Annotated in this window: 7 protein-coding genes; 2 read left to right on the top strand and 5 right to left on the bottom strand. The window is 58.8% G+C overall.

What is annotated here, in order from left to right; translation table 11 throughout:
- Positions 1-265: 265 nt before the first annotated feature.
- Complete coding sequence (gene tcdA / locus G5332_RS11090; RefSeq protein ID WP_268011228.1) at positions 266-1,084, top strand: tRNA cyclic N6-threonylcarbamoyladenosine(37) synthase TcdA; 819 nt, start codon at positions 266-268, stop codon at positions 1,082-1,084.
- A gap of 39 nt (positions 1,085-1,123) precedes the next feature.
- Here tcdA and G5332_RS11085 read toward each other — a convergent pair whose 3' ends face one another.
- Together G5332_RS11085 and G5332_RS11080 are read right to left on the bottom strand one after the other, a co-directional pair.
- Positions 1,124-1,558: a SufE family protein gene (locus G5332_RS11085; protein ID WP_421249920.1), complete on the bottom strand. Its 435-nt coding sequence runs from the start codon at positions 1,556-1,558 to the stop codon at positions 1,124-1,126.
- Positions 1,559-1,571: 13 nt separating this feature from the next.
- Complete coding sequence (locus tag G5332_RS11080) at positions 1,572-2,792, bottom strand: SufS family cysteine desulfurase (RefSeq protein WP_421311254.1); 1,221 nt, start codon at positions 2,790-2,792, stop codon at positions 1,572-1,574.
- A 180-nt stretch (positions 2,793-2,972) separates the two neighbouring features.
- Here G5332_RS11080 and rep point away from each other — a divergent pair, with 180 nt between their 5' ends.
- The gene (rep, locus tag G5332_RS11075; protein WP_421249922.1) at positions 2,973-4,985 is read left to right on the top strand and encodes a DNA helicase Rep; all 2,013 of its coding nucleotides are present in this window, start codon (positions 2,973-2,975) and stop codon (positions 4,983-4,985) included.
- Here the strand turns inward: rep and G5332_RS11070 are convergent.
- The 3 genes from G5332_RS11070 to tdh form a co-directional block, all read right to left on the bottom strand.
- The gene (locus G5332_RS11070) at positions 4,982-7,264 is read right to left on the bottom strand and encodes a putative bifunctional diguanylate cyclase/phosphodiesterase (RefSeq protein WP_216979758.1); all 2,283 of its coding nucleotides are present in this window, start codon (positions 7,262-7,264) and stop codon (positions 4,982-4,984) included. The genes rep and G5332_RS11070 overlap by 4 nt on opposite strands.
- 85 nt (positions 7,265-7,349) lie before the next feature.
- Positions 7,350-7,805: a c-type cytochrome gene (locus G5332_RS11065; protein ID WP_227341639.1), complete on the bottom strand. Its 456-nt coding sequence runs from the start codon at positions 7,803-7,805 to the stop codon at positions 7,350-7,352.
- A 197-nt stretch (positions 7,806-8,002) separates the two neighbouring features.
- Positions 8,003-9,031: an L-threonine 3-dehydrogenase gene (gene tdh, locus G5332_RS11060; RefSeq protein ID WP_201902637.1), complete on the bottom strand. Its 1,029-nt coding sequence runs from the start codon at positions 9,029-9,031 to the stop codon at positions 8,003-8,005.
- Positions 9,032-9,055: the final 24 nt, after the last annotated feature.

Here is a 9,055-nt window from a genome sequence, read left to right as displayed (position 1 = left end):
TCAGAAGTGAAACGCGGTAGCGCCGATGGTAGTGTGGCATTCGCCATGCGAGAGTAGGACACTGCCAGGCACCCAATACAAGAAACCCTGCTCAATGAGCGGGGTTTTTTATTGCCTGAAAATCAGCAAATCGTCTGATTATTGACCTTTTATTACCTCTTCTTTTGCTGTTTAGTCTGTTTTCACTCCTCAATTTTCTCCGCAACTGCCATCGCCGCTGGCGGTGGTTGTCGCTATAATGGCCGCCCTCAAGCAAGGTGGTGGTATGAAAGCAGAATATTTACAGCGATTCGGGGGCATTGCCCGTCTTTATGGTCAGAACGCCCTGCGTTCCTTTAGCCAGGCCAAGGTCTGTGTGGTGGGGATCGGCGGTGTGGGCTCTTGGGCGGCCGAGGCGCTGGCCCGTGCCGGTATCAACCAGATCACCCTGATCGACATGGACGATATCTGCATCACCAACATCAATCGCCAGATCCACGCTATGCAGGGTACGGTCGGTCGCCTCAAGACCGAGGTGATGGCCGAGCGTATTCGCGCCATCAACCCGGATTGCGAGGTGATCGAGGTGGATGATTTCGTCACCGCCGATAACCTGGCCGAGCATATCAAGCGGGAGTTTGACTATGTGGTGGACGCCATCGACTCGGTCAAGGCCAAGGTGGCGCTGATTGCCTTCTGCAAGCGCAACAAGATCCCGGTGATCGTCGCGGGTGGTGCCGGCGGGCAGATGGATCCGACCCAAATCACCGTGGCCGATCTGGCCAAGACCATTCAGGATCCGCTCGCTGCGAAGGTTCGCTCCGACCTGCGCCGGTTGCACAACTTCAGCAAGAATCCGGCGCGCAAATTCGGGGTGGAGTGTGTCTTCTCAACCGAGCAGCTGAGTTATCCGGATGGCAATGGCGGTACCTGTCAGGCCAAAGCGGCCAGCGATGGCACCATGAAGATGGATTGCGCCTCCGGTTTTGGCGCCGTGACGCCGGTGACGGCAACCTTCGGGATGGTTGCCGCGTCCCGGGTATTGAAGAAGATTGCCGAGCGGGGCGCCCGCGCCGAGAAAGATAGCGGGAATGAAGAAGCTTGATCGATTGGCGAAGCCTAATCGACCGCTGAACAGAGCGGGTTAGACAGCCTGTTCCCGGATCGCCAGCACGATCGCTCTGAGCCCGTTACCCCGTGACGGGCTCAAGTGCTTCTCCAGCCCCAGTTCGGTGAAATACCCTTCCATATCAAAAACCTGGATCGCCGCAGATGATTGGTGGTTGAGCGCTGCCAGTACGATGACGATAAGGCCCCGCACGATGCGGGCATCGGAATCACAGGCAAAGTGCCAGCAGCCATCCTCGCTTTGTTCTCCCTTCAGCCAGGCCTGGCTTTCACAACCCTTGAGGCGGAATTCTTCCTGCTGCCATTTGCTGGGTAGAACCGGCAACTGCTTGCCGAGCTGGATGATGAGCCGATACTGGTTCTCCCAGCCGTGAGCGGCGGCAAACAGCTGGCGGATGGTGTCGGCGTTGGGCTCAAGGCCAATCTGGGTATAGCTTGTGAGGTCACTCATTCGGTTGTCTGCCTTAGAAGAAGTCACTGAGTTTGTGCAGGGCGGCCAGCAGGGCGTCGACATCATCCCGATTGTTGTAGCAGGCCAATGAGGCGCGCATGGTGCCGCCGATCCCGAGCGATTCCATCAGTGGCATGGCGCAGTGATGGCCGACTCGCAGGGCGATCCCCTGCATATCGAGCAGGGTGGCGGCATCTTGCGGGTGGATGTCGTCGAGCAAGAAAGAGACCGCACCGGCGCGTTGGCTGGGTTCGCCGACCAGACGCAACCCCGGCACCTGTTGCAGGCCCGCGACCAGATAGTCGGTCAGTGCCTGCTCATGTTGGGCGAGCCATTGCCGATCTTGCCCCATCACAAAGTCGATGGCGGCGGCGAGGCCGATAGCGCCAGCGATATGGGGGGTGCCCGCCTCGAATTTGAAGGGCAGGACATTGAAGGTGGTACCGCTGAAACTGACCCGATCGATCATCTCGCCACCTGCTTGCCAAGGCGGCATCCGCTCCAATAGCTCGGTGCGACCCCACAACACACCGATGCCGGTCGGGCCATAGAGCTTGTGACCGGAGAAGGCGTAGAAGTCGCAACCGATGGCCTGCACATCCACCTCGAGATGAGCCACCGCCTGGGCGCCGTCGATCAGTGTCACGGCGCCAACCGCTTTGGCGGCCGCCACCATCCGGGCGACCGGATTGATGGTGCCGAGGGCATTGGAGACGTGGGCCACGCTTACCAGTCGGGTGCGTGGCCCCAGCATGGCGTGATAGGCGGCCATATCGAGATCGCCCCGCTCATCAAGCGGGATAACCCGGATGACTGCGCCGGTGCGCTGGGCGACCAGCTGCCACGGGACGATATTGGCGTGATGCTCCAGCGTGCTGAGGATGATTTCGTCCCCCGCCTTGAGCTCGCTCATCCCCCAGCTATGGGCTACCAGATTGATCGCTTCTGTGGTACCACGGGTCCAGATAACTTCGTGGCTGCGGGGCGCATTGATAAAGCGGGCGACCGTCTTGCGGGCATCTTCGAAGGCGCGGGTTGCGCGACCACTCAGGGCGTGGGCGGCGCGGTGCACGTTGGCGTTGTCGACCCCATAGTAGTGAGCGATGGCATCCAGTACCGCTTGCGGTTTCTGGGTGGTGGCGGCGTTGTCCAGATAGACCAGAGGGTGGCCGTTTACCTCCTGCGCCAAGGCCGGAAACTGGCTGCGCAGTTGGTTGTGCTGTTGCTGATTCATGCTCCTCTCACTATCTGGAAAAAGTCATCATTTCGAAGGTCGGCCATGATCCTGAAAATAGCGCCCGAACACAAGGCGCGATAAGCCGGAATGGCGGTTGCCTGCCGTGCAGCAGGTACGGCTCATCGGGTGATTTCTGGTACAATGCCGCCCCTCATCATAAGCCAAGAGATCCGGCCCATGAAGCTCAACCCCAATCAGAACGAAGCGGTCAAGTATGTTTCCGGCCCTTGCCTGGTGCTGGCGGGTGCCGGATCGGGCAAGACCCGCGTCATCACCAACAAGATTGCCTATCTGGTGCAGCAGTGCGGCTACAGCTCCCGCAACATCGCTGCGGTCACCTTTACCAACAAGGCGGCGCGGGAGATGAAGGAGCGGGTCGGCCAGACCCTGGGTCGCAAGGAGGCGCGGGGGCTGATGGTCTCCACCTTCCATACCCTGGGTCTCGATATCATTCGTCGTGAGCACAAGAGCCTGAATCTCAAGGCGAACTTCTCCCTGTTCGATGACACCGACCAGCTGGCGCTGCTGAAAGAATTGACTGAAGACGAGCTCGACAACGACAAGGACAAGCTCTCGGCCCTTATCAGCCAAATCTCCAACTGGAAGAACGATCTTATCCTGCCCGCCCGCGCCATGCGCATCGCCCGCGGGCCGGAAGAGGTGCTGATGGCCCAGCTCTATGAGCGCTATCACCGCCAGATGGTGGCCTATAACGCGCTGGATTTTGACGACCTTATCGTGATGCCCACCCTGCTGCTCAAGAGCAATCAGGAGGTGCGTGAGCGCTGGCAGAACAAGATCCGCTATCTGCTGGTCGATGAGTACCAAGACACCAACACCAGCCAATACGAGCTGGTGAAGCAGATCGTCGGCGAGCGGGCCCGTTTTACCGTGGTGGGGGACGATGACCAGTCCATCTACTCCTGGCGCGGTGCCAAGCCGCAGAACCTGGTGCTGCTGAGCGAAGATTTCCCCAGCCTCAAGCTGATCAAGCTGGAGCAGAACTACCGCTCCAAGCGGCGGATCCTCAAGTGCGCCAACATCCTGATCGCCAACAACCCGCACGTCTATGACAAGGCGCTCTTCTCCGAGTTGGATGAAGGGGTGAAGCTCAAGGTACTGTTCGCCAAGAACGAGGAGCACGAAGCGGAGCGGATCGCCGCCGAGATGATGGGTCACAAGTTTATGAACCGCACCCGGTTCAAGGATTACGCCATCCTCTATCGGGGCAACCATCAGTCGCGCATCTTCGAGAAGGCGCTGATGACCAACCGGATTCCTTACCGTATCTCCGGCGGCACCTCGTTTTTCTCCCGCACCGAGATCAAGGACATCATGGCCTACCTCAAGCTGCTGGTGAATCCGGATGAGGACACCGCCTTCCTGCGGGTGGTCAACCTGCCGCGCCGCGAGATTGGCCCCACCACCCTCGAAAAACTGGGTCAGTATGCCAATCAGCGTGGCAAGAGCCTGTTTGCCGCCAGCTTCGAGCTGGGGCTGGAGCAACACCTCTCCGGTCGTGGCCTTGCGGCCCTGCAGGCATTTACCAACTGGCTGGTTCGCCTTGGCGATCAGGCGCTGCGTGGCAATCCGGTGGAGGCGGTGCGGGATATGATCAAGGAGATCCACTACGAAGAGTGGCTCTACGAGACCTCCCCCAGCCCGAAAGCGGCCGAGATGCGGATGCAGAACGTTTCTACTCTCTATCGCTGGATCACCGAGATGCTGGAAGGGGATGAGCTTGAGGAGTCGATGACGCTGGCACAGGTGGTCACTCGCCTCACCCTGCGCGATATGATGGAGCGCAACGAGGGGGAGGATGATGCCGATCAGGTGCAGTTGATGACCCTGCACGCCTCCAAGGGGTTGGAGTTCCCCTATGTCTACATGGTGGGGATGGAGGAGGGCTTGCTCCCCCACCAGACCAGCATCGATGAGGACAATGTGGAGGAGGAGCGGCGTCTCGCCTACGTGGGCATCACCCGGGCCCAGACCGAGCTGACCTTTACCCTCTGCAAGGAGCGGCGCCAGTTTGGCGAGTCGGTACGGCCAGAGCCGAGCCGCTTCCTGCTGGAGCTGCCGCAGGATGACCTTGAATGGGAAAACCAGAAGAAGGTGACTGCCGAGGAGCGCCAGCAGAAGGGGCAGATGGCGGTGGCCAATCTGCGCGCCATGTTCAAGAAAGATTAGGAGGTTGCGTTGCCGGGGGATAGCAGTGGAATGATGTCTGCTCCCGGCATGGGGGGAGATATATAGCGTCCTTGCCCCATCCGGCAGCCGATATCTATCAGCTTCTGTAACTGCTGCTGGTTCTCAATGCCTTCAACCACAAGGGTGTAATCGAGATCCTGACAGATATCCCGCATGGCGCGGATCAGCGCCAGATCTTTGGGGGACTGCAGCATCCGCTGGGTAAAGCTGTCATCCACCTTGATGTAATCTACCGGGAAATGGAACAGGGCGTTGAGGGAGGAGAAGCCGGTACCAAAGTCGTCCAGGCTGATCTGAATGCCCTTGGCACGCAGTTCATGCAGGGAGGCCAGCGCATCGGAATCCTGCCGCGACAGCTCCCGCTCGTTGAATTCAAAGATCAGATAGCCTGGTGCTATCCCCTCCTCATCGATAATGTCCACCAACCGCATGATGTGATCATGGTTGACCAGATGTTTGCCGGAGAGGTTGATGGCGACCTTGAACTTGCTCTGGCCCGAGATCGGAAGCCACACTTTCAGTTGCTGGCAGGTGTGGCGCAGGATCTGATAATCCAGCTCCAGAATCAGGCCACATTGCTCCGCCAGCGGAATAAAGTCGAATGCATCCTTCAGAATTCCCTCTTCGGTCAGCCAGCGCGCCATCACCTCCAGACCGGTCAGGCGGCTATCCTGTAGCCGGATCACCGGTTGGTAGTAGGGGACGATACGCCCTTCCCGCAGGGCCCGAGCCAGCATCTCTTCCGGCGAATTCCAGTTCTGGTTGATGCAATCATCCGAGTAGCTGACGATGCGGCTGCGGCCATTGCGTTTGGCCTGGTACATGGCCAGATCGGCCTGGTGGAGTAACTGGCTGATATCCGATGTCTGTTCGGACACACTCGATACCCCCAGGCTGACGGTAATACTCAGCTCATTGCCAAGCAGCCGGAACGGATAGGAGAGGCGGCTGATGATACGGTTGAGCACCGGGCTGATGTCATCTTCATGTTTGCTGCTATCGAGATAGATGACGAACTCGTCGCCCCCCAATCTGGCCACCATATCGTTTTGCCGGATGCAGGTCTGGAGGCGGCGGCTTACCTCCTTGAGCAGCTGATCACCAGCACTGTGGCCCAGGGTGTCATTGATCTGCTTGAAGTGATCCACATCGATGAAGATCACCGCAAACCCCGGTGACTTGTAGCGGTTGTAGTGGGTCATGGCTTGATTGAGGTGGTTCATCAACAGTGCCCGGTTCGGTAGCTGGGTCAGCGGGTCGTGAAGCGCATCGAATTGCAGCCGCCGTTCCAGCTCCTGATGCTGCTTGAGCTGCTTTTGCAGCCTGAGGTTGGTCTGACGCAGCTGTTGCAGCCGCTGGTTGATGGAGTCTTCACTATTGATGTCGTTAAGCTGCTGGCGGATCCGCTTCAGCTCCAACAGCAGGGTGAGCTGACCACGCAGGAAGTCGAGAAACAGCTTGTCGTCTGTCTCCAGCGGTTGCGCGGTGCTGATGATGAAGTGGGCGAAGTACTGTTGTTGCAGCCGTAGCGGCATGCTGTGCCAGTAGGTTGCCTCCCTGTTGACCTCGATATTGCTGGTGCTGTGGCACAAACCGCTGATGAATTCGTCGCTTTGACGAGGATGTGCGGGATAAATCTTCTCAAGCGTATGGCTGTGGAGCCTGACCAGCAGCATATCCTCAATGGCGAGCATCTGGCGCAGCACCGCCTCCAGCTGGGAGAAGAGCGCCTGACCGGGCAGGGTGTTGGCCAGTCGCATGATGCGGCTGATGCTCTCGATTTTCTTTTTCCAGTTCGGGTCTTTGCGGATCAGCGGAGAAGGCAGCTCGGTGAGATGGGAGCCCGCTTGGGTTTCGGTCAGCCGTTTGGATAGACACTCCAGCAGCAGGCGTAATGTGGGCAGGTCGGATGGTTCGCCGCGAGCCAGCAGCCACTGCACCTGACCATGTTCGATAGGAAAGACGCACCACCCTTCGGCCTCATCGAGCTGGGTGAGCTGATCGGTGATGCGGGACTGCTCCCGCCCCAGTTGTTGCTTGAAGGTATCGCTGATTTTGTAGGCGTAGAGCCAGTTCAGACCACTGTCGGAGAGGCCCAGCATGCCGAAATGCTGCAACGGGCAGAGCTGGTTTATCTGCTTTATCAGATCATCATAATCGCTGCTCTGCGCTGTAGGGGGAGCCGGAAAATCCATAATGGCAGAGACCAACGCCAGCAGAGGAGTTGAGTAGTGGGATTCGGTGGAATGGGGCGACATGAGCAACTCCCGACTATGCCTACCCTACAAGAGTAGTCGGAAGCCGATAGATTGAAAGGGCCGCAATTGCGGCCCTTTCAAATACTTAGAGGTTGTCAGTCATGTAGTGAATGGCGTTTTCAATCTCTTCGTCGCTGCAGCTCGCACAAGTGCCGCGTGGAGGCATCATGCCGGACTTGCCGGTGAAGCCTTCGATGGCATGTTTCTTGAGAGTATCAATGCCCTGAGCGATGCGAGGATCCCAGGCGGCCTTGTCACCCCGTTTGGGGGCACCGGCGGCGCCGGTGTCGTGACAGGCAAAGCAGGCGCCCTTGTATACCGTTTCGCCATCGCGGGGACCGGAAGAGGCGGCCGCCGTCGGTGCAGCACTCGCGCCGGCAATACCTTCCAGATCCTTGGCGGTATAGACCTGACCGATTGGTTTGATCCGCTCGGCAATGGCCTCCGGTGACATCTCATCGGCAGCAAGCACTGCCCCAGACAAGCTGGCGGCCGTCATCCCGACAGCCAGCAAATAGCTCAGTTTTTTCAACACGCTCATATACTCCCAGCAGTCTTTTATTATCCATGTAAACGACGGGATTATAACCGAATAGTTACAGCCATTTAAACGCTTGTGTGTGAAGTGTTAAACACTCTGCGTACAAAGTTTTGGCCGATATCACGGCAATTCGGGCGGTGGAGATAAAAAGAAACCCGGCATTCGCCGGGTTTCGGTTAACCAAGGGGTGAAACGGCCTATTTATCCCAGCTCAGGATCACCTTGCCGGAGTGGCCGGAGCGCATCGCATCGAACCCCTGCTGGAATTCGTCGATGTGGAATCTGTGGGTGATGATGGGGGAGAGATCCAGCCCGGACTGGATCAGGCTGGCCATTTTGTACCAGGTCTCGAACATCTCGCGGCCATAGATCCCTTTGATAAACAGCCCCTTGAAGATCACCTTGTTCCAGTCGATGGCCATGGTGGAGGGGGGAATGCCGAGCATGGCGATCTTGCCGCCATGGTTCATCTTGTCGAGCATCTCCTGGAAGGCGCTCGGGACGCCGGACATCTCCAGCCCCACATCGAACCCTTCGGTCATGCCCAGCTCGCTCATCACGTCGGCCAGCTTCTCCTTGGCCACGTTGACCGCGCGGGTGGCGCCCATCTTGCGGGCCAGCTCCAGCCGGTATTCGTTGACGTCGGTGATCACCACGTGGCGCGCACCCACATGGCGGCAGACGGCGGCGGCCATGATGCCGATGGGGCCCGCCCCGGTGATGAGCACATCCTCACCCACCAGATCGAAGGAGAGGGCGGTGTGCACCGCATTGCCAAACGGGTCGAAGATGGCGGCCAGCTCGTCCGGGATGTTGTCCGGCAGCTTGAAGGCGTTGAATGCGGGGATCACCAGATATTCGGCGAAGGCCCCCGGCCGGTTGACGCCCACACCTGTGGTGTTGCGACAGAGGTGGGTGCGGCCAGCGCGGCAGTTGCGGCAGTGGCCACAGGTGATGTGGCCTTCACCGGAGACGCGATCGCCGATGGCGAAGCCGCGCACCTCCTGACCGATGGCGACCACTTCGCCGACATATTCGTGGCCGACCACCATGGGTACCGGAATGGTCTTCTGGGACCACTCGTCCCAGTTGTAGATATGGATATCGGTGCCGCAGATGGCGGTTTTGCGGATCTTGATCAGCAGGTCGTTGTGGCCGAGCTCGGGGGCCGGCACATCCGTCATCCAGATGCCGACCTCTTTGTGCAGTTTGGAGAGTGCTTTCATGGCTGTTCCTTCAATATGAATGCA

Origin of the sequence: Aeromonas sp. 603757 (assembly GCF_049171255.1) — a bacterium.
Lineage (GTDB): Bacteria > Pseudomonadota > Gammaproteobacteria > Enterobacterales > Aeromonadaceae > Aeromonas > Aeromonas veronii_A.
This window is presented reverse-complemented; position numbering and strand designations above follow the sequence as displayed.